The sequence below is a fragment of the Nocardioides sp. Z30_9 genome, from assembly GCF_058215735.1.
This window is the reverse complement of sequence record NZ_JBZAJF010000001.1, coordinates 1,984,660-2,007,714: the sequence shown is the minus strand read 5'-3', so window position 1 is coordinate 2,007,714 and position 23,055 is coordinate 1,984,660. Positions and strand designations below refer to the sequence as shown.

The 23,055-nt window shown below is 70.8% G+C and carries 25 protein-coding genes and 3 tRNA genes; 22 read left to right on the top strand and 6 right to left on the bottom strand.

Annotated features, from left to right (window positions below):
• Positions 1-18 precede the first annotated feature (18 nt).
• Positions 19-687: a GNAT family N-acetyltransferase gene (locus tag AC4BGB_RS09800; RefSeq protein ID WP_490546589.1), complete on the top strand. Its 669-nt coding sequence runs from the start codon at positions 19-21 to the stop codon at positions 685-687.
• Positions 688-748: 61 nt separating this feature from the next.
• Here the strand turns inward: AC4BGB_RS09800 and AC4BGB_RS09795 are convergent, their stop codons facing one another.
• Together AC4BGB_RS09795 and AC4BGB_RS09790 are read right to left on the bottom strand one after the other, a co-directional pair.
• On the bottom strand, positions 749-1,297 hold the full coding sequence (locus AC4BGB_RS09795; protein ID WP_490546588.1) for a TetR/AcrR family transcriptional regulator: 549 nt from the start codon (positions 1,295-1,297) through the stop codon (positions 749-751).
• Positions 1,294-2,637 (bottom strand): cytochrome P450, encoded by a 1,344-nt coding sequence (locus AC4BGB_RS09790; protein ID WP_490546587.1) that lies wholly within the window; start codon positions 2,635-2,637, stop codon positions 1,294-1,296. Before AC4BGB_RS09790 ends, AC4BGB_RS09795 begins: the two co-directional genes overlap by 4 nt.
• An 83-nt stretch (positions 2,638-2,720) precedes the next feature.
• On the opposite strand from AC4BGB_RS09790, the gene AC4BGB_RS09785 reads away from it, so the two are divergent.
• The 9 genes from AC4BGB_RS09785 to AC4BGB_RS09745 all read left to right on the top strand — a co-directional run bounded on the left by AC4BGB_RS09785 (position 2,721) and on the right by AC4BGB_RS09745 (position 11,957).
• On the top strand, positions 2,721-3,584 hold the full coding sequence (locus tag AC4BGB_RS09785) for an oxygenase MpaB family protein (protein ID WP_490546586.1): 864 nt from the start codon (positions 2,721-2,723) through the stop codon (positions 3,582-3,584).
• A 50-nt stretch (positions 3,585-3,634) separates the two neighbouring features.
• Positions 3,635-4,831 (top strand): acyl-CoA dehydrogenase family protein, encoded by a 1,197-nt coding sequence (locus AC4BGB_RS09780; RefSeq protein ID WP_490546585.1) that lies wholly within the window; start codon positions 3,635-3,637, stop codon positions 4,829-4,831.
• 252 nt (positions 4,832-5,083) lie between these two features.
• Entirely contained in the window at positions 5,084-6,532 is a 1,449-nt protein-coding gene (locus tag AC4BGB_RS09775; RefSeq protein ID WP_490546584.1) for a DEAD/DEAH box helicase, read from the top strand.
• 102 nt (positions 6,533-6,634) lie between these two features.
• Complete coding sequence (locus AC4BGB_RS09770; protein ID WP_490546583.1) at positions 6,635-7,561, top strand: pirin family protein; 927 nt, start codon at positions 6,635-6,637, stop codon at positions 7,559-7,561.
• A 138-nt stretch (positions 7,562-7,699) separates the two neighbouring features.
• Positions 7,700-7,981, top strand: a complete 282-nt coding sequence (locus tag AC4BGB_RS09765) for a hypothetical protein (protein ID WP_490546582.1) — start codon at positions 7,700-7,702, stop codon at positions 7,979-7,981.
• Between the two features lie 50 nt (positions 7,982-8,031).
• Positions 8,032-8,946 carry a homocysteine S-methyltransferase family protein gene (locus tag AC4BGB_RS09760; protein WP_490546581.1) on the top strand — a complete coding sequence of 305 codons (915 nt, stop codon included), beginning with the start codon at positions 8,032-8,034 and terminating at the stop codon, positions 8,944-8,946.
• Entirely contained in the window at positions 8,943-9,527 is a 585-nt protein-coding gene (locus AC4BGB_RS09755; protein WP_490546580.1) for a DNA-3-methyladenine glycosylase I, read from the top strand. Before AC4BGB_RS09760 ends, AC4BGB_RS09755 begins: the two co-directional genes overlap by 4 nt.
• 62 nt (positions 9,528-9,589) lie before the next feature.
• Positions 9,590-11,023, top strand: coding sequence for an amidase (locus AC4BGB_RS09750; protein WP_490546579.1), 1,434 nt, complete (start codon positions 9,590-9,592; stop codon positions 11,021-11,023).
• A gap of 22 nt (positions 11,024-11,045) precedes the next feature.
• On the top strand, positions 11,046-11,957 hold the full coding sequence (locus AC4BGB_RS09745) for an alpha/beta hydrolase (RefSeq protein WP_490546578.1): 912 nt from the start codon (positions 11,046-11,048) through the stop codon (positions 11,955-11,957).
• Positions 11,958-11,961: 4 nt separating this feature from the next.
• Here the strand turns inward: AC4BGB_RS09745 and AC4BGB_RS09740 are convergent, their stop codons facing one another.
• Entirely contained in the window at positions 11,962-12,786 is an 825-nt protein-coding gene (locus AC4BGB_RS09740; protein ID WP_490546577.1) for a thioesterase family protein, read from the bottom strand.
• Positions 12,787-12,879: 93 nt separating this feature from the next.
• Here AC4BGB_RS09740 and AC4BGB_RS09735 point away from each other — a divergent pair.
• From AC4BGB_RS09735 to AC4BGB_RS09720, 4 genes are all read left to right on the top strand, one after another.
• Positions 12,880-12,952 (top strand) — tRNA-Thr (locus AC4BGB_RS09735).
• A 68-nt stretch (positions 12,953-13,020) separates the two neighbouring features.
• Positions 13,021-13,094 (top strand) — tRNA-Met (locus AC4BGB_RS09730).
• A 50-nt stretch (positions 13,095-13,144) separates the two neighbouring features.
• Entirely contained in the window at positions 13,145-13,315 is a 171-nt protein-coding gene (gene rpmG / locus AC4BGB_RS09725; RefSeq protein WP_183407901.1) for a 50S ribosomal protein L33, read from the top strand.
• A gap of 91 nt (positions 13,316-13,406) precedes the next feature.
• The gene (locus AC4BGB_RS09720; RefSeq protein WP_490546576.1) at positions 13,407-14,495 is read left to right on the top strand and encodes a UDP-N-acetylmuramate dehydrogenase; all 1,089 of its coding nucleotides are present in this window, start codon (positions 13,407-13,409) and stop codon (positions 14,493-14,495) included.
• A 40-nt stretch (positions 14,496-14,535) separates the two neighbouring features.
• Here the strand turns inward: AC4BGB_RS09720 and AC4BGB_RS09715 are convergent, their stop codons facing one another.
• The 3 genes from AC4BGB_RS09715 to AC4BGB_RS09705 are packed head-to-tail and all read right to left on the bottom strand — an operon-like array spanning position 14,536 to position 17,636.
• On the bottom strand, positions 14,536-15,201 hold the full coding sequence (locus AC4BGB_RS09715) for a DUF4190 domain-containing protein (protein ID WP_490546575.1): 666 nt from the start codon (positions 15,199-15,201) through the stop codon (positions 14,536-14,538).
• 49 nt (positions 15,202-15,250) lie between these two features.
• Positions 15,251-16,339 (bottom strand): adenosine deaminase, encoded by a 1,089-nt coding sequence (locus tag AC4BGB_RS09710; RefSeq protein WP_490546574.1) that lies wholly within the window; start codon positions 16,337-16,339, stop codon positions 15,251-15,253.
• Between the two features lie 4 nt (positions 16,340-16,343).
• Positions 16,344-17,636 (bottom strand): aspartate aminotransferase type Ic, encoded by a 1,293-nt coding sequence (locus AC4BGB_RS09705; protein ID WP_490546573.1) that lies wholly within the window; start codon positions 17,634-17,636, stop codon positions 16,344-16,346.
• 156 nt (positions 17,637-17,792) lie between these two features.
• On the opposite strand from AC4BGB_RS09705, the gene AC4BGB_RS09700 reads away from it, so the two are divergent.
• The 8 genes from AC4BGB_RS09700 (at position 17,793) to AC4BGB_RS09665 (ending at position 23,054) form a co-directional block, all read left to right on the top strand.
• A tRNA-Trp gene (locus AC4BGB_RS09700) sits at positions 17,793-17,865 on the top strand.
• A 90-nt stretch (positions 17,866-17,955) separates the two neighbouring features.
• Positions 17,956-18,186: a preprotein translocase subunit SecE gene (secE, locus tag AC4BGB_RS09695; protein WP_490546572.1), complete on the top strand. Its 231-nt coding sequence runs from the start codon at positions 17,956-17,958 to the stop codon at positions 18,184-18,186.
• Positions 18,187-18,255: 69 nt separating this feature from the next.
• Positions 18,256-19,086, top strand: coding sequence for a transcription termination/antitermination protein NusG (gene nusG / locus AC4BGB_RS09690; protein WP_490546571.1), 831 nt, complete (start codon positions 18,256-18,258; stop codon positions 19,084-19,086).
• A gap of 82 nt (positions 19,087-19,168) precedes the next feature.
• On the top strand, positions 19,169-19,597 hold the full coding sequence (gene rplK, locus AC4BGB_RS09685; protein WP_490546570.1) for a 50S ribosomal protein L11: 429 nt from the start codon (positions 19,169-19,171) through the stop codon (positions 19,595-19,597).
• A 109-nt stretch (positions 19,598-19,706) separates the two neighbouring features.
• Complete coding sequence (rplA, locus tag AC4BGB_RS09680; protein WP_490546569.1) at positions 19,707-20,417, top strand: 50S ribosomal protein L1; 711 nt, start codon at positions 19,707-19,709, stop codon at positions 20,415-20,417.
• A 288-nt stretch (positions 20,418-20,705) separates the two neighbouring features.
• Entirely contained in the window at positions 20,706-21,350 is a 645-nt protein-coding gene (rplJ, locus tag AC4BGB_RS09675) for a 50S ribosomal protein L10 (protein ID WP_490546568.1), read from the top strand.
• 49 nt (positions 21,351-21,399) lie between these two features.
• The gene (gene rplL / locus AC4BGB_RS09670) at positions 21,400-21,786 is read left to right on the top strand and encodes a 50S ribosomal protein L7/L12 (protein WP_490546567.1); all 387 of its coding nucleotides are present in this window, start codon (positions 21,400-21,402) and stop codon (positions 21,784-21,786) included.
• A 314-nt stretch (positions 21,787-22,100) separates the two neighbouring features.
• Complete coding sequence (locus AC4BGB_RS09665) at positions 22,101-23,054, top strand: ABC transporter ATP-binding protein (RefSeq protein WP_490546566.1); 954 nt, start codon at positions 22,101-22,103, stop codon at positions 23,052-23,054.
• Position 23,055 lies beyond the last annotated feature (1 nt).

Below are 23,055 nucleotides of genomic sequence, written 5' to 3'. Positions count from 1 at the left end.
GTAGGGACGCGAGCTGACATGAGCGAGATGGGCCCGCGCCACCCCAGCCATGTGGTGCTCCGCGACGGCTCCGGAGTGGTGATCCGTCAGGTCCACCGCGAGGACGCGCCGCTGCTGGCCGAGGGGTTCGCGAGGTTCAGCGAGGAGTCCCGCCGGCTTCGGTTCCTCTCCGGGAAGGCGAGGCTCAGCCAGCGCGAGCTGCGCTACTTCACCCAGGTCGACCACTACGACCACGAGGCGCTGGGCGCTGTGGACGAGGTCGACGGCCAGGCGGTCGGTATCGCCCGCTACATCCGCGACACCGAGGACCCGGAAGTCGCCGAGATCGCGGTGTCGGTGGTCGACAGCTGGCAGGGACGCGGGCTGGGCACCGAGCTCCTGACCCAGCTGATGCGGCTCGCCCCCGGCAACGGCATCCGGCGTTTCACCGCGCTCGTGGCGGCGGACAACGCGGCCATGGTCGCCGTACTCCACGACCTCGGCGGTGAGCTCCGCTCCACCCCCAACGGGGCCGGCGCCGTCGACTACACCCTCACCCCCACCCCCACCCCCGAGGGCAGCGACGAGGTCGTCGACCTGATGCGTGCCTTCGCGCACGGAAAGCTCAGGGCCCCCGCACCCCTCCGCAAGGCGCTCGAGGAGCTGGTGCCGGAGCGGCTACTGCCCAGGCCACCGGATAGTCCCTGACGAATTGGTCGCCCAAACCGGACATCGGCCCACCAGAACGTCAGGGACTATCCGGATCGCCTCAGTAGACCAGCGGCGCGAGGTACTTCCGCGCGTACTCGCGTACGGCGTGCTCGTCGGTGACGTCGAGGCCGCCGCGGGGGTTGAGCAGGTAGGTCCAGGAGACGCGGAGCATCAGCTCGGCCACGGTGGCGAGCTCGTCGTCGGGCATGGTGGCGCCGCTGCGGCGCAGGGTGGCGACGACGCGGGACGCCGAGCCGAGGACGAGCGTGCTCTGGGAGGCGGCGCCCGCGGCGCTGACGACGTCGGGCTCGCTCTGCGCCAGCCGGGCGAGCAGCGGGATCTCGCGGGTCAGCGCCAGGCCGCGGGTGAAGCACTCCACCACGGCCTCCCGGGGAGGCAGGTCCGCGGCGACGCGGTCCAGGGCGGTCAGGAAGTCGTCGAGCTGGCGCAGCAGCACCGCCTCGAGCAGCACCTCCTTGTTGGGGTAGGCGCGGTAGAGCGTGCTCCGGCTGATCCCCGCGGTGCGGGCCACGTCCTCCACGTTGGCCCGGCGGGCGCCGTACTGCTCGAAGACCTGCTGTGCGGCATCGAGGATCGCAGTGGTCACGAGGGCATCTTCTCCCCCTCGGTGAGCGGCTCCAGGGTCACGGGTACGCCGTCGCGGGGGTAGGGGAGCGCGGTGAGGTCGATCGGCCACTCGTAGCCCTCCGGCACCGACCACTTGTAGCTGCGCAGCAGCTCGTGGAAGATCGCGCGCACCTGCATCCCGGCGAAGTGCATCCCGATGCACTTGTGCACCCCCGCGCCGAACGGCTCGTAGGCCAGCCGGTGCGAGCGGTCCTCACGCCGGTCCGGTGCGAACCGGTCCGGGTCGAACCGGGTGGGGTCGGGCCACAGCTCGGGCAGGTAGTGGTTCATGTACGGCGAGACGGTGACGAACGAGCCGGCAGGGACCGCGAACCCGGCGATCTCGGTGTCCCGAGTGGCCACCCGGGGGAGCGAGGGTACCGGCGAGCACAGCCGCAGCGCCTCTTTCATCACCCGGTCGAGGACGTCGAGGCCCATGATGCCGTCGTAGTCGGTCTCGCCGACGGCGAGCGACTGCTCGCGCGCCCGCTCCTGCCACTCGGGGTGGGTGGCCAGGTGGTAGGCCATCGAGCTCATCGTGATCGTGGTGGTGTCGTGTGCGGCCATCAGCAGGAAGATCATGTGGTTGACGATGTCGTCGTCGCTGAACTGCTCGCCGTCCTCGCTCTGCGCCTGGCACAGCTGGGCGAACAGGTCGTCGCCACCGTCGCGCCGCTTGGCCGGCAGGTGCGAGCGGAAGAAGTCCTCGAGGAACCTGCGCGCCCGCAGGCCCTTGGCCCACGGGGTGCCGGGGATGTTCTTGCGCACCAGCGAGGTGCCCGCGCGGACCGCGGCGATGAACGCCTTGTTCACCTCCCGCTGCTCCTCGGCGCTCAGCTTCACGCCCACGAAGGTCTCCAGCGCGAGGTCGAGGGTGAGCTCCTTGAACATGTGGTGCAGGCGCGGGTTCTCCACGTCCTTCCACGTCTCGAGGTTCCGGCGCACGTGCGGGGCCATCACCGCGTGGTAGCTGCGCAGGGCGTCGTTGGTGAACGCGTGCTGCAGGATCCGGCGGTGGTGCAGGTGCTCGTCGAAGTCGAGCAGCATGATCCCGCGGTGGAAGAACGGCCCGATGAAGTGCGACCACGCCGGCCCGTTCGCGAAGGTGCGGTCGCGGTTGACCAGCACCTGCTCGGCCATGTCGGCCCCCGCGGTGACGAAGACCCTCACGCCGAACACGTTGAGCCGGTAGACCTCGCCGTACGACTCCCGCAGGAACTCGTTGTGCCCGATCGGGTTCGCCCGCAGCTGGAGCAGATGCGGGATGCCGAGCAGCGGCCCGCGGACCTTCCGCGGGGCGGTGGGTGTCGTCGTAGTCATCCGGTGGTGACCTCCGGGTCTGAGGATGCGGCCTCGCACAGAGGCGTTGGAATGATGAGACAAATCTGTTTCAATGTATCACCATGACCTCTCTCCAGCACGCCGCCGCAGCCACGGCCGAGCCCCTCCCGCTCGGCCCGGAGTCGCTGACCTGGAGGTACTTCGCCGACAACCGGCAGGTGCTCCTCGGGCCCCGCGCGGCCGTGCTGCAGAACATGCTCCCCTCGCTGGGGCAGGGGGTGGAGGACCACTCCGTGTGGTTCGCGGAGACCCTGGCCCGGCTGCAGCGCAGCATCCCGCCGATCTTCAACACCGTCTACGGCGCCGACCCGGAGTCCAGCGGCCACGAGGTGCGCGACTTCCACCGCCCGATCAAGGGCAAGCTCCCCGACGGATCCCCCTACAGCGCGCTGAACCCGGACACCTACTACTGGGCGCACGCCTGCTTCGTCGAGCACCTGATCACCGCGACCGACACCTTCATCCGGCGGCTCAGCCGCGCGGACAGGGAGCAGATCTTCGCCGAGTCGATCACCTGGTTCGAGCGGTACGGCGTCTCCTCCCGCGGCACGCCCTCGACGTACGCCGAGTTCGAGGCCTACTTCGAGCAGGCGCTGAGCGAGCGACTCGTCGCCCACCGCACCGCGTCCTACGGCGTGGGCTACGCGACCAAGGGCTGGCCCCGGCCCGCGAAGGTGCCCAAGCCGGTCTGGTGGCTGGTCAAGCGGCCGGTGAACGCGGTCAGCGCCTCGATCACCATCGGCGGGATGCCGCCGCGTGGCCGGGAGATCCTCGGGCTGCCCTGGACCGAGGCGCAGGAGCGGCGCTACCGCCGTTTCGCAGCGGTGTGCCGCGCCCTCGACCCGCTCTACCGCCGGCTCCCCGCCCGGCGCCGGATGCACCCGATCGCCCTGCGCGCGTTCAAGCGGGCGGGCGCCAGCGCCTGAGGTCGGTCGCACGCCGAGCAGACAGCGGCCCCGGCGGGTAGAAAGGGTGCATGGCTGATCGTTCTCCCCTGGGACTGCTCGACACCGACTCGCTGCTCAGCGAGGAGGACCGCGCGATCCAGCAGACCGTCCGGCGGTTCGTCGACGAGCGGATCCGGCCCGACATCGCGGAGTGGTACGAGCACGGCAGCACGCCGGTGCGCGAGCTGGCCCGCGAGCTCGGGTCGATCGGGGCGCTGGGCATGCACCTCGAGGGCTACGGCTGTGCCGGCACCAGCACGACGGCCTACGGCCTGGCCTGCCTGGAGGTCGAGGCGGGGGACTCCGGGATCCGCTCGCTGGTCTCGGTCCAGGGCAGCCTGGCGATGTATGCCATCCACGCCCACGGCTCGGAGGAGCAGCGCCAGCAGTGGCTCCCGGAGATGGCCAAGGGGGAGAAGATCGGCTGCTTCGGGCTGACCGAGTCCGACTTCGGGTCCAACCCGGCCGGGATGCGTACGCGTGCGAGGCGCGACGGGTCGGGGGAGAACGCCGACTGGATCCTCGACGGCACCAAGATGTGGATCACCAACGGCTCGGTAGCCGACGTCGCGGTGGTCTGGGCCCGGGTCGACGGGACTGGGCCCGACGCCGGGATCCGCGGGTTCGTCGTACCCACGGACGCTCCGGGCTTCTCCGCCCCGGAGATCAAGCAGAAGCTGTCCATGCGCGCCTCGGTGACCAGCGAGCTCGTCCTCGACGGGGTGCGGCTCCCGGCCGACGCGGTGCTGCCGAACGTCACCGGGTTGCGGGGTCCGCTCAGCTGCCTGACCGAGGCCCGGTTCGGGATCATCTTCGGCTCCGTCGGTGCGGCCCGCGACTGCCTGGAGGCGACCCTGCGCTACGCCGCCGAGCGCGAGATCTTCGACAAGCCGCTGGGCGGCTTCCAGCTCACCCAGGCCAAGCTCGCCGACATGACCGTGGAGCTGGGCAAGGCGATGCTGCTCGCGCTGCACCTCGGCCGGCTCAAGGACGAGGGCCGGATCACCCCCGAGCAGGTCAGCTTCGGCAAGCTGAACAACATCCGTGAGGCGCTCGCGATCGCCCGCGAGTGCCGCACGATCCTCGGCGCCGCCGGGATCACCCTGGAGTGGCCGATGCTGCGCCACGCCAACAACCTCGAGTCGGTGCTCACCTACGAGGGGACCTCCGAGGTCCACCAGCTCGTGCTCGGCAAGGCGCTGACCGGCCAGGACGCCTTCCGCTGAGCCCTCCGCCGGGCCGTGCGAACGCCCGGCGAGTCCCACGTCACACTCGCCACGGGCACCCGAAATGCGACCCGCCGGGCCCGCGTGCCCTACAGTTCAACCACAAGGGTCGTCCAGTCTTGCCTCGACCCTGATGCGTGTTGCAGCTCCACGGACCTTCGGGCACCAGTGCTCCACGACGCCCAGTCATCACGACGAGAACCTCGACGTGACTGTGGCGAGACATTCACACAGTTAGCGATACCAATTCCCTTGTCTACATCCTTCATCGAGCTCGGCGTACCCGCAGGGCTCAGCGACATCCTCACCTCCCAGGGCATCACCGAGCCGACCCCCATCCAGGCGGCGACGCTGCCTGACTCGATCGCGGGTCGCGACGTCCTCGGGCGTGGCCGCACCGGCTCCGGCAAGACGCTCGCCTTCCTGCTGCCGATGATCGCCCGGCTCGAGAAGTCCGGCGCCCGTCGTACGCCGAAGCGCCCGCGCGCCCTGATCCTCGCCCCCACCCGGGAGCTGGTCACCCAGATCACCGCGGCCCTCGAGCCGCTGGCCAAGGTCAACGGCCTCAAGACCCGCACCGTGTTCGGTGGGGTCGGCCAGGGCCCGCAGGTGCAGGCTCTGCGAGCCGGTGTCGACGTGCTGATCGCCTGCCCGGGACGCCTCGAGGACCTGATCCAGCAAGGTGCCTGCGACCTGGGCGCCGTCGAGGTCACCATCCTCGACGAGGCCGACCACATGGCCGACCTGGGCTTCCTGCCCGCCGTACGCCGCATCCTGGAGAAGACGCCCGGCAACGGGCAGCGGATGCTGTTCTCGGCCACCCTCGACGCCGGCGTCAACGTCCTGGTTAAGAAGTTCCTGAGCAACCCGGCCACGCACGAGGCCGACTCCGCCCAGTCGCCGGTCGCGAAGATGGACCACCACGTCCTGCACGTGCACCGCGACCAGCGCGTGCCCGTGCTCGTCGACCTGACCAGCGCGCCCGGCCGCACGATCGTGTTCACCCGCACCAAGCACGGCGCGAAGGCGCTCGCCCGGCAGCTGAACTCTCGCGGCGTGCCCACGGTGGAGCTGCACGGCAACCTCGCGCAGAACGCCCGCACCCGCAACATGGAGGCGTTCCAGTCGGGCAAGGCCAGCACCCTCGTGGCCACCGACATCGCCGCGCGCGGCATCCACGTGGACGACGTGGCCCTCGTGGTCCACGCCGACCCGCCCGCCGAGCACAAGGCCTACCTGCACCGCTCCGGTCGCACGGCCCGCGCCGGTGCCGCCGGCACGGTCATCACGATGATGACCGACCAGCAGGTCAACGACGTGCGCACGCTGACGCGTGCCGCCGGCATCAAGCCGACCACCACCAAGGTCTCGGGTCCCGAGCACGCGCTGCTGCGCCAGCTCGCTCCCGGCGAGCGGGTCCTCGTCGCCGGCGGACTGCCCGACGAGCGTCCCGTCCAGTCCAGCAACTCCGGTGGCGGCGGTCGTCGCAGCGGTGGCGGCGGCGGCCGCAGCCGCTCGCAGGGCCAGCCGCGCTCCGGTGGCCAGGGTGGCCGCTCCGGCGGCTCCGGCGGCCAGAGCGGTCGCTCCGGCGGTCGCCGTGGCGGCTCTGGCTCGTCCGTGGCCTACTCCTCGAGCAGCTCCTCGAGCAGCTCCTCGGGCAGCGGCCACAGCGCAGCAGGGTTCAGCGGCCGCACGCGCTGATCCCCCCAGAACCCACCGAGGCGGCTCGTCCGTCCGACGCTCTCGCCAGCGATCGGACGCGAGCCGCCTCGGTGTCTTTGTGTCCGTGTCACCCTGTGGCGCATGGACATCCTGACCCCGCGTGACGTGCCGCTCGGCGGTCTGCGTGCGATGAACGTGCGGCGCACGCTCCCGCAGCGGCAGCGCTCCCTGATCGGCGCCTGGTGCTTCCTGGACCACTACGGTCCCGACGAGGTCCCTTCGACCGGCTCGCGGGAAGCGCCTGAGGGCGGGATGGTGGTGCCTCCGCACCCGCACACCGGCCTGCAGACCGTGAGCTGGCTGTTCACCGGTGAGATCGAGCACCGGGACTCCGCGGGGCACCACGCGACGGTGCGCCCCGGCGAGCTCAACCTGATGACCGCCGGACGCGGGATCAGCCACAGCGAGTACTCCACGCCCGAGACCACCATCCTGCACGGAGCCCAGCTGTGGCTGGCCCTGCCCGACGCGCACCGGCAGGTGGATCCCGCCTTCGAGCACCACGCTCCGGAGCCGGTCAGTGGCGAGGGCTGGGAGGCTCGCGTGTTCATCGGCTCGCTGCTGGGGTCCACCTCCCCGGTGCGGACGTTCAGCCCGTTGCTCGGGGCGGAGCTCACCCTGGACGTCGGTACGACGTTGCAGGTGCCGGTCGACCCGGCGTACGAGCTGGGCGTGCTCGTGGACCACGGGAACGTGAGCGTCGACGGCGAGCCGCTGGGCGCCCACGAGCTCGGCTTCCTGGCGCCCGGGCAGGACTCGATCGAGCTCAGCGCCACTGAGCCGACCAGGCTGCTGCTCATCGGCGGGCCGCCGTTCGGCGAGCGGATCGTGATGTGGTGGAACTACATCGGCCGCGACCACGACGAGGTGGTCGGCTACCGGGCCGACTGGGAGCGTCTCCTCGACGAGGGCGCCAGCGACAGGTTCTCCCTGCCGGAGGACGACCCCCTCGAGGCGCTGCACTCCCCGCCCCTGCCCAACGCCCGGATGGTCCAGCGCGGTCCCTGAGGTGTAACGCGATCGGGGTCTGCGACCACAATCAGGCATGACGACCGTTGCCGGTCTCGCCGAGACCGGACGAGACCCGGATGCCCTGGAGGCGTTCTACCGCGAACACCTGGAGGCGGTGCAGCGCTTCGTGTCGAGGTGCGACGGCTCGAGGACGCTGGGGGGCTCAAGGCCGCGCTCCGGGAGCACGGCGTCGCCGCGGACGTCACCTACGTGCCCGGGCACCAGGAGTGCGCACCCGGGCACGGTCCGCGACGGGGGACCTTCGTGATGGCCGTCTCGGGTGAGCCCCTCCCGCCGTCGGGCGAGGAGTCCGGGGCCAGCGGCACGGATCTCGGCGGCTTCAGCGGCTGGACGGAGTTCGACGTGACTGCCGGTCCGGTCAAGCCGTGCACGGTGGTCCCCGGCGACTCCTACTAGCGGGAACCGCGGAGCCGGGCTGTGTTGCCGCGGCACCCTAGGCTCGGTTCGTGACCGATGACCAGCTGAGCCAGACCCGCCCCACGCTCGCCGACCTCGCCTCCCGCGGTCCCGTCGTGGTCGACGGCGGCATGGGGACGCTGCTGCAGGACCTCGGGCTCGACGACGGCGGCTCCGGTGAGCTGTGGAACGTCGACCGCCCCGAGGCCGTCCGCGACGCGCACCGGGCCTACGCCGAGGCCGGGGCGCGGATCCTCACCACGAACACGTTCGGCGGGACCCGTCCGAGGCTGGACATGCACGCGCTGGGGGGCCGGGTGCACGAGCTGAACGAAGCGGGGGCACGGATCGCCCGCGAGGTCGCCGAGCAGTACGGCGCCCTGGTCGCGGGTGGCCTGGGTCCCACCGGCGAGCTGATGGCCCCGCTCGGCACGATGGACGGGCTGACCGCGCAGGCGCTCTTCGCCGAGCAGCTCGAGGGGCTCCGTGACGGCGGCATCGACCTGGTGCTGATCGAGACGATGAGCGACCTGGCCGAGGCCGAGGCAGCCGTGGCTGCGGCACACGAGGTCGTCCCCGGGCTCCCGGTGGTCGCCACGATGAGCTTCGACACCAACCTGCGCACGATGATGGGCGTCCGGCCCGCGGAGGCCGTGGTCGCCCTGGCCGCGGCCGGAGCCGATGCGGTCGGCGCCAACTGCGGCCGCGGACCCGCCGAGATGGCCGCGATCGCCGCCGAGATGGTCGCGGCGCGGCCCGAGGGGCTGCTGCTCGTCGCGCAGTCCAACGCCGGGCTGCCTCAGGTCGTCGGTGACCACTTCGAGTACGACGCGACGCCGGACGACCTCGCCGCCCACGCGGCCGAGCTGCGCGACCTCGGGGTGGACCTGATCGGTGCCTGCTGCGGGTCCACCCCCACACACATCAGTGCCATCAGCCGGGCGATCGGCCGAGGGCGGGGATGAGCCAGGGGCCCGTCGTGGGTGAGGACGGGGTCGCACGCTGCCCCTGGGCGAGCCGGCCCGGCACGATGCGCGACTACCACGACACCGAGTGGGGGGTGCGCGTCCGCGGCGAGCGGGGGCTGTTCGAGCGGCTCAGCCTCGAGGGCTTCCAGGCGGGGCTGTCCTGGTCCACGATCCTGAACAAGCGCGACCGGTTCCGCGAGGTGTTCCACGACTTCGACGTCGACAAGGTCGCCGCGATGACCGACGCCGACCTCGACCGGCTGATGCAGGACACCGGGATCGTGCGCAACCGCGCCAAGATCCTGACCACCCGCAAGAACGCCGCCGCTGCCATCACGCTGCGTGCGGACGGCGGGCTGGAGGCGTTCCTCGACGGCTACGCCCCCGAGCACGACCCCGAGCCGCACGTCGCCGCGGAGGTCCCGACCCTCTCGGCGGAGTCGACGGCGCTGTCCAAGGCCCTGCGCAAACGTGGGTTCGGCTTCGTCGGGCCGACCACCGTGCACGCGCTGATGGAGGCCACCGGGATGGTGGACACCCACCTCGTCGGCTGCCACCGCAGGGGCATCGCCCGGTGACGCCCGAGGACGGCGCCCGTCGCCGCCGCGAAACGCCCCGGCGACGGGCTACGGTTCGGCCCATGCCCGACGTCGCAGCGGCCTCGCAGTCCCGTGTCCACGCCTTCGGTGACGACGCCCTCGGCGATCACGACGCCGTCGGCCTCGCCGAGGAGATCCGCTCCGGCAGGGTCTCCCGCCAGGAGGCGGTCGAGGCGGCGATCGCGCGTACGACGCTGCTCGACCCGGATCTCCACGGCCTGGCGGTCGACCGGTTCGGCGCCGCGAGGACCGAGGCCGCGGCCCCGCACGGCGGCTTCTTCGCCGGTCAGCCCAGCTTCGTCAAGGACAACAGCGACGTGGCCGGACTGCCGACGCAGCAGGGCACCCGCGCCTACGTGGCCGAGCCGGCCCGCGCCGACGGGGACTTCGCGCGGATGTACGGCCTGGTCGGCACCACCACGCTGGGCAAGACCCGGCTCTCGGAGTACGGCTTCAGCGCGAGCGCCGAGTTCGTCGAGGACCCGCCGGTGCGCAACCCGTGGCAGACCGGGCACACCTCGGGGGCGTCCTCGGCCGGGTCGGCGGCCTTCGTGGCAGCCGGTGCGGTGACGATCGCGCACGCCAACGACGGTGGCGGGTCGATCCGGATCCCGGCCGCCTGCTGCGGGCTGGTGGGCCTCAAGCCCACCCGGGGCCGCGTCCCCGGTGACCGGTCGAACCGCGAGATGCCGGTCAAGATCGTCCACGACGGTGTGGTGACCCGCTCGGTGCGCGACACCGCCGCCTTCCTGCGCGAGTCCGAGCGCGTCTACCGCGACGTGGGTCTCCCGCCGGTGGGCGACGTCACAGGCCCCGGCAGGAAGCGCCTGCGGGTCGCCCTGGTCACCGACTCGATCGGGGGCCGGACCACCGACGAGGAGACCACCGCTGCGGTGCTGCACACCGCGTCCCTCCTCGAGGGCCTCGGGCACACGATCGAGCCGGTCCCGGCCCCGGTGCCCGCCAGCTTCGAGGACGACTTCCTGCTCTACTGGAGCTCTCTGGCGCTCGCGCTGAGCAGCACCGGCAAGCAGCGGTTCAACCGCAGCTACGAGCGCAGCCGCAACGACAACCTCACCAAGGGCCTGGCCCGGCACGCGCTGCGGAACTCCCTGAAGCTGCCGCGGGCCATCGTGCGGCTGAACAGGTCCTACCGCACCAGCCGCCGGTTCTTCGCCGAGCACGACGTGGTCCTGACCCCGACGCTCGCGCGGGTGACTCCCGAGCTCGGCTGGCTGGACCCATCCCAGCCCTACGAGACGATCATCGAGCACCTGCTGGAGTGGGTCTGCTTCACGCCGTTGCAGAACGCCACCGGAGACCCCGCGATCTCGCTGCCGATGGGCCGGTCCTCGAAGGGACTCCCGATCGGCGTACAGCTGGCAGCCGAGCGGGGGCGCGACCGCCGCCTGCTGCAGGTCGCCTACGAGCTCGAGGCCGCCCAGCCGTTCGCGAGGATCCAGGACCGGGCCTGAGGCGGGGCCGACCATGACCCGGGTGAGCCGCCGAGGTGTCCTCCTGGGCGGGGGAGCCGGGGTGGCAGGGCTCGGAGGACTGGCGCTCGCGGTGGAGCGGGGCGTGGCTCCGGGCAGGCCCTGGGTGCAGGACCGGCTCGGGCTCAACGGGGAGCCGGGCCGGGTGCCGGCCGTCTCATCCGGGGAGGTCGTCACCGGGTCGTTCGTCTCCAGGGCACGCGGTGGCGTGCCGACCGGGTGGGCGATCGTCCGGCCTCCGTCGGTGCCCGCGGACGGGCCGCTTCCGGTGCTCGTGGTGATGCACGGCCTCGGCGGTGACCACCGCACGGCGCTGGCCCCGCGCCTGGGCCTGGACCGCTTCCTCGCGGCCGGGGTACGGCGCAAGGATCGACCCGGGGAGCGGGGTGCCCTCCCGCCGTTCGCCATCGCGTCCGTCGACGGCGGGCGGAGCTACTGGCACCGGCGGCCCGACGGCGAGGACGCCGGCGCCATGGTCCTCGAGGAGCTCGTGCCACTCCTGGCCCGGCACGGGCTGGAGACCGGCCGGATCGGCCTCCTGGGCTGGTCCATGGGCGGGTACGCCGCCCTGCGGCTCGGCGCCGTCCTGGGCCCGGAACGGTGCGCCGTGGTGGTCGCGGCGAGCCCGGCGCTGTGGACCGACGGCGCCGATGCCTCCAGGTCGGGGTTCCGCGACGCCGAGGAGTACGCCGAGTTCAGCGTCTTCGGTCACCAGGACGAGCTCGCCGGCATCCCGGTCCGGATCGACTGCGGGACCGGCGACCCGTTCTACCCGGCCACGAGGAGCTACGTCGCCGGGTTCTCCGAGCGGCCGGACCTCCGGGTCAGGTTCCAGCGGGGCGCCCACGACCTGGCCTACTGGCGCCGGATCGCCCCGGCGCAGCTGCGGTTCGTCGGGCGCCACCTCGCCGGGTAGCGCCTCAGCGGCTCCTGGGTGTGACGAGCAGCGCCTGGGCCGACCGGGCGACCAGCCCGAGCTCGTCGTACACCTCGGAGGAGGCCAGCCCCACGGCGCCGGGACCGATGGTGGTCTCGGCACTCAGGCACACCCACTCGCCGACCGGTGGGCGCAGCACGTGCACGGTGAGCTCGGTGTTCAGGAAGTTCCACCGGGTGGGGTCCAGCACCGCCGAGGCGCCCGACGCGGAGTCCACGCACCCGAGCAGCCGCTGGAGGGGGCTCATCTCCTCGCCCGGGACCAGCTGGAGCAGGGGGCGCATCCAGACCACGGCCGCCCCGGGGCGGGTGACGGCTCCGTCGATCCACTGCCACTCCACGGAGTCGAGGTAGCCGCGGGACCAGGTCGCGGGCGGCTCCTCGTGGTGCCCGTCGCGCGGGAGGTGCGGCAATGGTGTCACCGCGGAGGCGGCGCCGCCTTCCGCCGTGTCCCCAGCTCCCGCGGGGAAGGCCCACCCCTGGGCACGTGCCACGACGCGCCCGGTGAGGTCGCTGAGCTCGGCCTGGCGCAGCGAGACCGACCGGCCGGGGCGCAGCACCGACGTGGTGACCTGCAGCTCCTGCACCGGCACCGGGCCGAGCAGGTCCATCGTGAACCGGCCGATCACCCGGGGCTGCCCCTCGTTCCCGTCGGCTCCCTCGTGCAGGGTCTCCAGGGCCCGGCCGAGCAGGGCCGCCGGTGGACCGCCGTGCTGGGCGTCCGGGCTCCAGGGGCCGGCGGTGGCCTCGGTGGAGAGGAAACGCCCCTCTCCGAGGGGCTCGTACCAGGTGGTGGCAGGCGGGTTCACAGCTCGATCATCCCGTCGAGGTCAAGGCAGACCGGGCCCGATTTCAGGTATCCCACCGAGGCTGTGTAGTCTTCTCGCTGGCCCTACGGTCACGCCCCTTTAGCTCAGACGGCAGAGCGTCTCCATGGTAAGGAGAAGGTCTACGGTTCGATTCCGTAAAGGGGCTCAGGGAAGTGGCGCCCGGTCCACCCACACGACGAGCAGGAATGTGTGGGTGCTCGGGCGTGTTCCTATGGCGGGGTAGCTCAGGTGGTTAGAGCACACGGCTCATAATCGTGGTGTCGCGGGTTCGAGTCCCGCCCCCGCTACGGATTCGTCGAACGCAGCAAGCATCACAAGCCAGGAAGAAGGCACGAAAGTGGCCAGCAAGAGCTCTGACGTCCGCCCCAAGATCACCTTGGCGTGCGTGGACTGCAAGGAACGCAACTACATCACCAAGAAGAACCGCCGCAACGACCCGGACCGCATGGAGCTGAAGAAGTTCTGCCCGCGTTGCCGCACGCACACCGACCACCGCGAGACCCGCTGATCCGAGCGGATCGACCCATCGCACAGACGGCTCCGGCTCGGCCGGGGCCGTTTTGTGTATCCCGGGTCCCGCTCCGGCTAGCGTCATGAGCGTGCGCTCCCAGCCCAGTCCCGAGCCCGGCTCCGAGCCCGGCCCCGAGCCCGGTTCCCAGCCAGTCACTGCGTCCGGGGCGCGGCTGGCCGACCTGACCACCCTGCGGCTCGGCGGCCCCGCCACCGATCTGGTGGAGGCCCGCGAGGAGGCCGAGCTCGTCGAGTCGGTCCGCACGGCCGACGACGCCCGGACGCCGCTCCTGGTCGTCGGGGGCGGCAGCAACCTGGTGGTCGCCGACGAGGGGTACGCCGGGCGCGTGCTCGTGGTCCGCAACGGGGGCCTGCAGGCCGAGTCGGACCTGTGCGGCGGGGCCTACGTCGAGGTCGGCGCGGGAGAGAGCTGGGACGACCTGGTCGCCACGGCCGTCGAGCGCGAGTGGATCGGCATCGAGGCGCTCTCCGGCATCCCGGGGACCGTCGGTGCGACCCCGATCCAGAACGTCGGCGCCTACGGCCAGGAGGTCGCCCAGACGATCGCGCGGGTGCGCACCTGGGACCGGGTCGACCGTCAGGTCCGGACCTTCGCGGCCGCCGACTGCGGCTTCGGCTACCGGACCAGCCGCTTCAAGGAGGAGCCCGGACGTCACGTGGTCCTCTCGGTGACCTTCGCGTTCCGGCTCGGCGACCTCGGCGCGCCCGTGCAGTACGCCGAGCTGGCCCGCGCCCTCGGGGTGGCAGTGGGGGAGCGTGCCCCCGCCGCCGACGTACGTGCCGCGGTGCTCGCCCTGCGCCGCAGCAAGGGCATGGTGCTCGACCCGGCCGACCACGACACGTGGAGCACCGGCTCGTTCTTCACCAACCCGGTGGTGCCGGCCGACCGGGTCCCGCCCGGCGCCCCCGCGTGGCCGCAGCCCGACGGGCAGGTGAAGACCAGCGCCGCCTGGCTGATCGAGCAGGCCGGGTTCGCCAAGGGCTACGGCACCGAGCGGGTGCAGATCTCCCACCGGCACACCCTGGCGCTGACCAACCGCGGCGGCGCCACCACGGCCGAGCTGCTGGAGCTGGCCCGCGAGCTGCGCGCCGGCGTGGAGCAGCGTTTCGCGATCACCCTGGTCAACGAGCCCGTCCTGGTGGGCTGCTCGCTCTGACGGGCCCGCAGCGGGCCCACAGGCCTGCTCCAGTGCTGTGTCAGACCTGGCTCACGGTGCTGCCACCGGTCCAGAGCCCCGCGGCGATCAGCAGCACGAACCCGATCACGGCGATGATCGCCAGCACCAGGAAGATCGTCCCGACGATGCCCATGATCATCCCGGACCGCGCCAGGCCGTCACCGCCGAGGCGCCCCTGGGAGGCCTCGATCTCGTTGAGCGCCTTGCGGCCGATCGCCCAGGCGAACGGCGCGACCACGAGCGGGAGGCCGCACACGGCGAGACCGCCGACCAGGCCCACCAGCCCGAGCACCAGGGCGAGGGTCGCCTGCGGATGCTCCGGCTGCGCTGCGGCGTACCCGCCGTAGCCGGGCGGCGGGGGAGGGAAGGCCTGCGGCTGCGCCGGCGGGTACCACGGCTGCTGGCCGCCCGCCTGTCCACTGGCGGGAGCGCCCGGTGCCGGAGCGGCGTAGGGCTGCTGCCCGGCGGGGTAGGTGCCGTAGGGGGTGGTTGTGGGGGCCTGGCCGTAGGCGTCGCCCTGGCCGTAGGTGTCGCTCTGGCCGTAGGCGTCGCTCTGGCCCGACTGCGCCTGCTCGGCGGCGAGCCGCTCCCAGTAGCCCACGGGCTGGGTCGGCTCCGTGCCGGTGCCCTCGGCGGACTGCTCCCCACGGGGCTCCTGCGGGTCCTCCCCGGGGTAGGTGCTCATCGAGGCGTCCGGGACGGCTGTGGGCGCAGGCAGGCCACTGTGGGGAAGGTCATGGGGCCATTGTCCCCAACCAGGCGTCGATCTCACCCAACCACGTCGACTTGTCCTCGTCCGTGGCGCGGGAGGCCCGGACCGAGGACCGCGCCAGCTCGGCCAGCTGTACGTCGCTGAGCTCGTGCGCCGCGCGCATCGTGGCGTACTGCCCTGCGAGCCGGGACCCGAACAGCAGCGGGTCGTCCGCGCCGAGGGCGATGGTGGCCCCGGCAGCCATCAGCTCCGGCAGCGGCACCGAGGACAGGTCGCTGTAGACCCCGAGGGCGACGTTGGAGACCGGGCACACCTCCAGGGGGATCCCCCGGGCGACGATCAGGTCGAGCAGCGCGGGGTCCTCGACCGATCGGATGCCGTGGCCGAGGCGGTCGGCGTGCAGCGCCTCCACGCACAGCCGGGCCGCGTCGGCGCCCAGCAGCTCCCCGCCGTGGGGGGTGAGCATCAGGCCGGCCCGCTCGGCGATCCGGAAGGCCGGTGCGAAGTCACGGGTACTGCCGCGGCGCTCGTCGTTGGAGAGCCCGAAGCCCACCACGCCCCGCCCGACGTACTGCGCGGCGAGCCGGGCCAGCGTCCGCGCGTCCAGCGGGTGCCGGGTCCGGTTGGCGGCGATGACCACGGCGATGCCGATCCCGACGTCGCGGCTGCTCTCCCGCACCGCGTCCAGGACGAGGTCGGTGAACGCAGTGACCCCGTCGAACCGGGCGGCGTACCCGCTGGGGTCGACCTGGATCTCCAGCCACCGGGAGCCCTCGCGCTTGTCGTCCTCGGCGGCCTCGCGGACGAGGCGACGTACGTCGTCCTCGGTGCGCAGCACCGAGCGGGCGACGTCGTAGAGCCGCTGGAAGCGGAACCAGCCCTTCTCGTCGGCCGCCGAGAGCTGCGGCGGCCAGTCCTCGACCAGGCTCTCGGGCAGGGTGTGCCCGTCACGCTCCGCGAGCTCGAGGAGCGTGGAGTGCCGCATCGACCCGGTGAAATGAAGGTGCAGATGCGCCTTGGGAAGCTCTTCGAGGTCGCGGAAGCGCGTCGTGGGCTGCTGCGCTCCCTCGTCGTGGCCGGGTCGGGGTGCGTCTGGTCCGGCCGAGTCCATCCGACTAGCCGCGGGCCTTCTCGGCAGCGGCCAGCAGCACGCAGGTGGCGACGGCCTCCATCGCCCCGCGGACCTCGGGCAGGCCCGGGAAGGTGGGGGCGAGGCGGATGTTGCGGTCGCGGGGGTCGTTGCCGTCGGGGAAGGAGGCTCCCGCGGGGGTCAGGGAGATCCCGGCCTCCTTGGCGAGCTCCACGACGCGCGACGCCGTCCCGTCCTGGACGTCGAGGCTCACGAAGTAGCCGCCCGTCGGGCGGGTCCAGCTGGCGATCCCCAGGCCGCCGAGGCGCTCGGTGAGGATCTCGTCGACGGCCGCGAACTTGGGCGCGATGATCTCGCGGTGCCGGACCATGTGCTCGCGCACGCCGTCCGCGGAGCCGAAGAACTCCGCGTGCCGCAGCTGGTTGAGCTTGTCGGGCCCGATCGCGCCCTTGCCGAGGTGACCGACGTACCACTGCACGGTCTCCACCGAGCCGGCCAGGAACGCCACGCCGGCACCGGCGTAGGTGATCTTGGAGGTGGAGGCGAACATCACCGGGCGGTGCGGGTGCCCGGCCTCGGCGGCCAGGCCCAGGATGTCGGCGCTGCGTGCCTCCTCGTCGGTGAGGTGGTGCACGGCATAGGCGTTGTCCCAGAAGATCTTGAAGTCGGGCGCCGCGGTCTCCATCGACGCCAGCCGGGAGGCGACCTCGGGGGAGACGACCGAGCCGGTCGGGTTGGCGTACGTCGGCACCACCCAGATCCCCTTGATGCTCGGGTCGCTCGCCGCGAGCTCCGCCACGGCCTCGGCGTCGGGTCCGTCATCGGTCATCGGCACGGTGACCATGTCGATGCCGAACCAGCTGAGCAGGGTGAAGTGGCGGTCGTACCCGGGCACCGGGCAGATGAACGTGACCTTCTCCTCGGCTCCCCAGGGGCGGGGGCTGTCCACGCCGCCCTTGAGCCACAGGTCGGTGAGCACCTCGCGCATCATCACCAGGCTGGAGTTGCCGCCGGCGACGATCTGCTCGGTCTCGATGCCCAACAGCTCGGCGAAGATGGCCCGGATCGACTTGATGCCCTCGAGGCCGCCGTAGTTGCGCACGTCGACGCCGTCGGGGTCCTTGGTGGTGCGGGGCAGCGTCAGCAGACCGTCGGAGAGGTCGAGCTGGGCAGCCGAGGGCTTGCCGCGGGTGAGGTCGAGCTTGAGGCCCTGCTCACGCAGCGCCTCGTAGGCTGTTCGTTGCTCCTCGTGGAACTTCTCCACCTCCGCCGGGTCGAGGTCTGCGAGGGGACGGGTCTGCTGGCTCTGCTCGGTCACGCCTCCATGTTCGCAGAGGCCGCCACGGGCAGGGCAGGGTGCCTGCCGGATCCTTCGGTTGGAAGGGCCTCCCGGTTCGACTTTGGGTGGACCGTCCCCGTAGACTCGCGTTTTGGTGAATCCGGCCAATCTTTTCCTATGCCCGGAATACGCCCTAGGGCACTAGCTCAACTGGCAGAGCATCGGTCTCCAAAACCGAAGGTTGGGGGTTCAAGTCCCTCGTGCCCTGCGAGAAGTCACGAACACAGATCCATGCACCAGGCAGCAGGCAAGCCAACCTCGTCACCCAGGTCATCGGGGCAACGAAAGAAGGAAGAACGTGTCGGAGAGCTCACCAACCCGCTCGGGGAACAAGCGTGAGCGCACCAACCCGGTCACGTTCTACCGGCAGGTCGTCGCCGAGCTGCGCAAGGTGGTGTGGCCGACCCAACAGCAGCTGGTCACCTACCTGATCGTGGTGCTGGTCTTCGTGCTCGTGATGATCGCCTACGTATCGCTCCTCGACCTCGGCTTCGGCAAGGCCGTGTTCGCGATCTTCGGCGGCGAGTAGCCACACGCGTGAGCCCGGGTCCCGGGCCGCGAGGAAGTTTTCCCAGCTGGATTTAGTTACGGAGCAATCGTGTCTGAGCAGTACGACGAGAAGCCGGTCGACGAGTCGACCGAGCCCACCGACGAGGTCCTCACCGACCCCGAGACCGGGGAGACCGTGACGGTCCTCGGCGGGCCCGTCGAGGCTACCGACACGCCTGAGGACGAGGTCGAGGACGCAGCCGACGAGTCCGACGAGGCGGCAGCCGACGACGACGACGCCGCCGTCGACCCGCTCGAGGCGTTCCGCCAGTCCCTCCGCGAGAAGGAGGGCGACTGGTTCGTGGTGCACACCTACTCCGGCATGGAGAACCGGGTGAAGGCCAACCTCGAGAACCGGATCACCTCGCTGAACATGGAGGGCTACATCCACGAGGTCGTCGTACCCACCGAGGAGGTCGCGGAGATCAAGAACGGGCAGCGCAAGCTGGTCCGCCGCACCGTGCTCCCCGGCTACGTCCTGGTCCGGATGGACCTGACCGACGAGTCCTGGTCCGCCGTACGCCACACGCCGTCGGTGACCGGGTTCGTGGGGCACAGCCACCAGCCCGTCCCGCTGAGCCTGGAGGAGGTCGAGAACATGCTCGGCCCCGCAGTCCAGGCAGAGGCCGACGCCGAGGCCGCTGCGGCCGCGGCGCAGTCGGGAGCACCTGCTCCCGCCAAGACCGCGACCCGCACCCAGGTCGCGGTCGCCGACTTCGACGTCTCCGACTCGGTGATGGTCGTCGACGGCCCGTTCGCCACCCTGCACGCGACGATCACCGAGATCAACGCGGAGAGCCAGAGGGTCAAGGCCCTCGTCGAGATCTTCGGCCGGGAGACGCCGGTCGAGCTCAGCTTCACCCAGATCCAGAAGGTCTGACCCGCAACACCGCAACGCGAAACACCAGTGGCAGAGGGCACATGGCCCTCGTCCTGACCACGAGAAGAGAAAGAAGAAAGCAATGCCTCCCAAGAAGAAGATCGCAGCGCTGGTCAAGGTGCAGCTGAAGGCCGGCGCGGCCACCCCCGCCCCGCCCGTCGGTACGGCACTCGGCCCGCACGGCGTGAACATCATGGACTTCTGCAAGGCCTACAACGCCCAGACCGAAGCCATGCGCGGCAACGTCGTCCCCGTCGAGATCACCATCTACGAGGACCGGTCCTTCACCTTCATCACGAAGACCCCGCCGGCCGCCGAGCTGATCAAGAAGGCTGCCGGGATCCAGAAGGGCTCCGGCGTCCCGCAGAAGGACAAGGTCGGCAAGCTGAGCAAGGACCAGGTGCGCGAGATCGCCACCACCAAGCTCCCCGACCTCAACGCCAACGACATCGACGCGGCGATGAAGATCGTCGAGGGCACCGCCCGCTCGATGGGCATCACCACCGACTGAGACCGGTCCCGGGCGCTCGCCCGGATCCGACAGGCACGAGCAGACAAGCAAGAGTGGCAGGGCCGCGCTGGCCCACGTAGACCACAACTGGAAAGCAAAGGAACCAGACATGCAGCGCAGCAAGACCTACCGCGAGGTGGCGAAGTCGTTCGACCAGGACGAGACCCACGCCCCCCTCGCCGCGATCAAGATCGCCAAGGACGGCGCCAAGAAGAAGTTCGACGAGACCGTCGACGTGGCCATGCGCCTCGGGGTCGACCCCCGCAAGGCCGACCAGATGGTCCGCGGCACCGTCAACCTCCCGCACGGCACCGGCAAGACCGCCAAGGTCCTCGTGTTCGCCAACGGTGACAAGGCCGACGCCGCCCGCGAGGCCGGCGCCGACGTGGTCGGTGGCGACGAGCTGATCGAGAAGGTCAACGGCGGGTGGCTCGACTTCGACGCCGTCGTCGCGACCCCGGACATGATGGGCAAGGTCGGCCGCCTCGGCCGCGTCCTCGGCCCCCGTGGCCTGATGCCCAACCCGAAGACCGGCACGGTGACCCCTGACGTCGCCAAGGCCGTCTCGGACATCAAGGGCGGAAAGATCGAGTTCCGCGTCGACCGGCACGCCAACCTGCACTTCATCATCGGCAAGGCGTCCTTCAGCGAGCTCCAGCTCGCGGAGAACTACGCCGCTGCCCTCGAGGAGGTGCTGCGGCTCAAGCCGGCCAGCTCCAAGGGCCGCTACATCCGCAAGGTCGTGGTCTCCACGACCATGGGCCCCGGCATCCAGGTCGACCCCAACCGCACCAAGAACGTCGCTGCCGCCGACGAGTGAGCCACGGCCGGGGGGCCGGCACCAGCGTGATTTGGTGACCGGCACCCCCAGCCCGTAGAGTCACTCCCTGAAGCCGAAGACAGCCGGTTGGTCCCTCCTTCACAGGAAGGATCCGAAGGTTCGCGACAAGCGGACGACCTGCCCAGGTGACACCGAGTGAGACGACGAAGTCGTCATCCGCCCTGTGCACCTGCACAGGGCGTTTTTCATGTCGGTCCCGGCTTCTGGACGCCGTGCAACCCGCGCGTCGTCCGTGCACACATCAGTGCTCAAGCTGGAAGGAGACCCATGGCGCGGCCAGACAAGGCAGCAGCCGTCGCGGAGATCGTCGACTCGTTCAACGACTCCACCGGCGCTGTGCTGACCGAGTACCGCGGTCTCACCGTGAAGCAGCTGCAGGAACTGCGGCGAGTTCTCGGCGAGAACGCCCACTACGCCGTGGTCAAGAACACGCTGACCAAGATCGCTGCCAAGCAGGCGGGTGTCGACGGCGTCGACGACCTCCTCAACGGCCCGACCGCCATCGCCTTCATCAACGGCGACATGGTCGAAGCGGCCAAGGGTCTGCGTGACTTTGCCAAGGCTAACCCCGCCCTTGTCGTCAAGGGTGGATATGTCGACGGTGCCCCGATGGCGGCTGCCGAGATCGCCAAGCTGGCCGATCTCGAGTCCCGCGAGGTTCTCCTGGGCAAGCTTGCGGGCGCGATGCTCGCCTCGCTCAGCCAGGCCGTCTACCTGCTCCAGGCCCCGATCTCGCAGGTTGCCCGGCTCGCCGGCGCCCTGGAGGCCAAGGCCCAGCAGGACCCGAGTGTCCTGGGAGGCGGTGCCGGTACGCCGGCGGCCGTGACCGAGGACGCAGCACCAGAGGCAACCGAGGACGCACCCGCGGCCGAGGAGACCACCACCGAGGCCCCCGAGACCCCCGAGGCCTGACCACCTGCTCGTGGCAGAAGCCATAAGCACCACTGAAAGGAACGCCACCATGGCGAAGCTCAGCACCGACGAGCTGCTCGACGCTTTCAAGGAGATGACCCTCCTGGAGCTCAGCGAGTTCGTGAAGCAGTTCGAGGACACCTTCGGCGTCACCGCTGCGGCCCCCGTCGTCCAGGCGGCCCCCGGCGCAGGCGGCGGCGCGGCTGCCGAGGAAGTTGTCGAGCAGGACGAGTTCGACGTCGTCCTCGAGGCTGCCGGCGAGAAGAAGATCAACGTCATCAAGGAGGTCCGCGCCCTCACGAGCCTGGGCCTCAAGGAGGCCAAGGACCTCGTCGAGGCGGCCCCCAAGGCCATCCTCGAGAAGGTCACCAAGGAGGCCGCGGAGAAGGCCAAGGAGTCCCTCGAGGGCGCCGGCGCCACCGTCACCCTCAAGTGACGCTGCTCCCCAGCAACAGCTGAATAACGGTCGCACCTGCTCGGGCAGGTCGGGACCATCTGCAACGGCCGTTTCGGACCTCCGGGTCCGGAGCGGCCGTTGCGCTGTCCCCGGAATCGTGTACGGTCGTTCACTCAATCTCGGGGACGAGTGCGGTCATTCATGAGACTCCCGGCACACCGGGGTGACGCACGACACTAGAACGCGTAACTTGTCCTCGGGCTACTCGTTGGTACGCGTAGGTGGGGAGGCTTGCGCGCTGGCCGACGCCCAGTCATGGATTGCTGTTCGACGAGGCACAGGGAGGCCCTTCGATGGGTGTTGAGATCGAGATCAAGGATCTGACCAAGAGCTTCGGCAAGCAGCTGATCTGGGGCGACGTCACCCTGACCGTTCCCGCGGGCGAGATCTGCGTGATGCTCGGTCCCTCCGGCACCGGCAAGTCCGTGCTGCTCAAGACGATCATCGGGCTGCTCAAGCCCGACCGTGGCAGCGTCGTCATCCAGGGCACCGACATCGCGACGTGTCCCGAGAAGGAGCTCTACGAGATCCGCAAGCTGTTTGGCGTGCTGTTCCAGGACGGCGCGATGTTCGGCTCGATGAACCTCTACGACAACGTCGCCTTCCCGCTGCGCGAGCACACCAAGAAGACCGAGTCGCAGGTCCGCGAGGTCGTGATGGAGAAGCTCGACCTCGTCGGGCTGCTCGGCACCGAGGACAAGCTGCCCGGTGAGATCTCCGGCGGGATGCGCAAGCGCGCCGGCCTCGCCCGTGCGCTGGTGCTGGACCCGGAGATCGTGCTCTTCGACGAGCCCGACTCCGGCCTCGACCCGGTCCGCACCTCCTTCCTGAACCAGCTGATCGTGGACCTCAACGCCCAGATCGACGCGACGTTCCTGATCGTGACCCACGACATCAACACCGCCCGGATGGTGCCGGACAACATCGGCCTGCTCTACCACAAGCACCTGGCGATGTTCGGCCCCCGCGAGATGCTGCTCTCCTCGGAGGAGCCGGTGGTCCGTCAGTTCCTCAACGCCCAGGTCGTGGGCCCGATCGGCATGTCGGAGGAGAAGGACGCCGACGAGCTCGAGGCGGAGAAGGACATGGAGCTGCCGCCGCTGCCGCCGATCCCCCTCCAGATCGAGCCCTCCAACGGACAGCCCCGGCGCAGCCAGCGCGAGCCCGGTGCCTGGTGCCGGGAGAACGGCGTGGAGCCGCCTCCCGGCTCGTTCGAGGAGAACATGTCCATGACCACCGGAGGATGAT

What these genes read in the sequence shown, in the direction of transcription:
- rplL (WP_490546567.1), top strand. Translation starts at nt 21,400, where the DNA reads ATGGCGAAGCTCAGCACCGACGAGCTGCTCGACGCTTTCAAGGAGATG.
- AC4BGB_RS09665 (WP_490546566.1), top strand. Translation starts at nt 22,101, where the DNA reads ATGGGTGTTGAGATCGAGATCAAGGATCTGACCAAGAGCTTCGGCAAG.
- AC4BGB_RS09780 (WP_490546585.1), top strand. Translation starts at nt 3,635, where the DNA reads ATGGCTGATCGTTCTCCCCTGGGACTGCTCGACACCGACTCGCTGCTC.
- AC4BGB_RS09710 (WP_490546574.1), bottom strand. Translation starts at nt 16,339, where the DNA reads ATGGACTCGGCCGGACCAGACGCACCCCGACCCGGCCACGACGAGGGA.
- AC4BGB_RS09750 (WP_490546579.1), top strand. Translation starts at nt 9,590, where the DNA reads ATGCCCGACGTCGCAGCGGCCTCGCAGTCCCGTGTCCACGCCTTCGGT.
- AC4BGB_RS09785 (WP_490546586.1), top strand. Translation starts at nt 2,721, where the DNA reads ATGACCTCTCTCCAGCACGCCGCCGCAGCCACGGCCGAGCCCCTCCCG.
- AC4BGB_RS09790 (WP_490546587.1), bottom strand. Translation starts at nt 2,637, where the DNA reads ATGACTACGACGACACCCACCGCCCCGCGGAAGGTCCGCGGGCCGCTG.
- rplA (WP_490546569.1), top strand. Translation starts at nt 19,707, where the DNA reads ATGCAGCGCAGCAAGACCTACCGCGAGGTGGCGAAGTCGTTCGACCAG.
- rplK (WP_490546570.1), top strand. Translation starts at nt 19,169, where the DNA reads ATGCCTCCCAAGAAGAAGATCGCAGCGCTGGTCAAGGTGCAGCTGAAG.
- AC4BGB_RS09715 (WP_490546575.1), bottom strand. Translation starts at nt 15,201, where the DNA reads ATGAGCACCTACCCCGGGGAGGACCCGCAGGAGCCCCGTGGGGAGCAG.
- AC4BGB_RS09770 (WP_490546583.1), top strand. Translation starts at nt 6,635, where the DNA reads ATGGACATCCTGACCCCGCGTGACGTGCCGCTCGGCGGTCTGCGTGCG.
- AC4BGB_RS09755 (WP_490546580.1), top strand. Translation starts at nt 8,943, where the DNA reads ATGAGCCAGGGGCCCGTCGTGGGTGAGGACGGGGTCGCACGCTGCCCC.
- rplJ (WP_490546568.1), top strand. Translation starts at nt 20,706, where the DNA reads ATGGCGCGGCCAGACAAGGCAGCAGCCGTCGCGGAGATCGTCGACTCG.
- AC4BGB_RS09800 (WP_490546589.1), top strand. Translation starts at nt 19, where the DNA reads ATGAGCGAGATGGGCCCGCGCCACCCCAGCCATGTGGTGCTCCGCGAC.